This is a genomic window from Vibrio sp. 970, from assembly GCF_033339075.1.
This window is the reverse complement of record NZ_JAWOTW010000157.1, coordinates 1-866: the sequence shown is the minus strand read 5'-3', so window position 1 is coordinate 866 and position 866 is coordinate 1. Positions and strand designations below refer to the sequence as shown.

Sequence of the window (866 nt, the reverse complement as noted above, 5' to 3'; positions counted from 1 at the left end):
TCGTCTTCCCAACCTAGCGCATCCAAGATCTCTTGGATCTTTTCATTCGCTTCTTCTTCAGGCATTAGATCAACTTTGTTGAACACCAACCAGCGAGGTTTGCTTGCCAGTTTTTCACTGTATTGCTCTAGCTCATCAATGATGGTTAGTGCATTTTGTACAGGATCAGACTGATCAATCGGCATGATATCAATCATGTGCAGCAACACTCGGCAACGTTCTAGGTGTTTCAAGAAACGAATACCTAAACCCGCACCATCAGCAGCCCCTTCGATAAGCCCCGGGATGTCAGCAACCACAAAGCTCTTTTCAGGAACAACACTCACCACACCCAAGCTTGGGATTAACGTGGTAAACGGGTAGTCTGCTACTTTTGGTTTTGCCGCTGATACCGCGCGAATAAACGTCGATTTACCTGCGTTTGGCAAGCCAAGCATACCAACGTCCGCCAACAGCAGTAGCTCAAGACGGATTTCACGAATTTCACCTTTCGTACCTAGCGTTCTTTGACGAGGCGCTCGGTTTACTGAAGATTTGAAACGCGTGTTACCAAGACCGTGCCAGCCGCCTTTCGCGACCATCACTTTCTTACCGTGCTCAGCAACTTCTGCCACAATTTCGTTAGTGTGGATATCCACTGCGCGAGTACCCACTGGTACGCGAAGAACAATGTCTTTACCACGTTTACCAGTACAGTTACCACCGCGACCGTTTTCACCACGCTCCGCTTCGTAGAAGCGTTGGAAACGGTAATCAATTAGGGTATTTAGGTTTTCATCAGCTTGGATGTAAACATCACCGCCGTCACCACCATCACCGCCGTCAGGGCCGCCTTTAGTGATGAATTTTTCACGCCAGAAACTGAC

The 866-nt window shown here is 48.4% G+C and carries 1 protein-coding gene; it reads right to left on the bottom strand.

Going from position 1 to position 866, the window contains the following annotated elements:
* Window positions 1-866 (bottom strand): Obg family GTPase CgtA (gene cgtA, locus R7Q11_RS25380; RefSeq protein WP_225466904.1); only part of this gene is annotated, 866 nt, incomplete at both ends.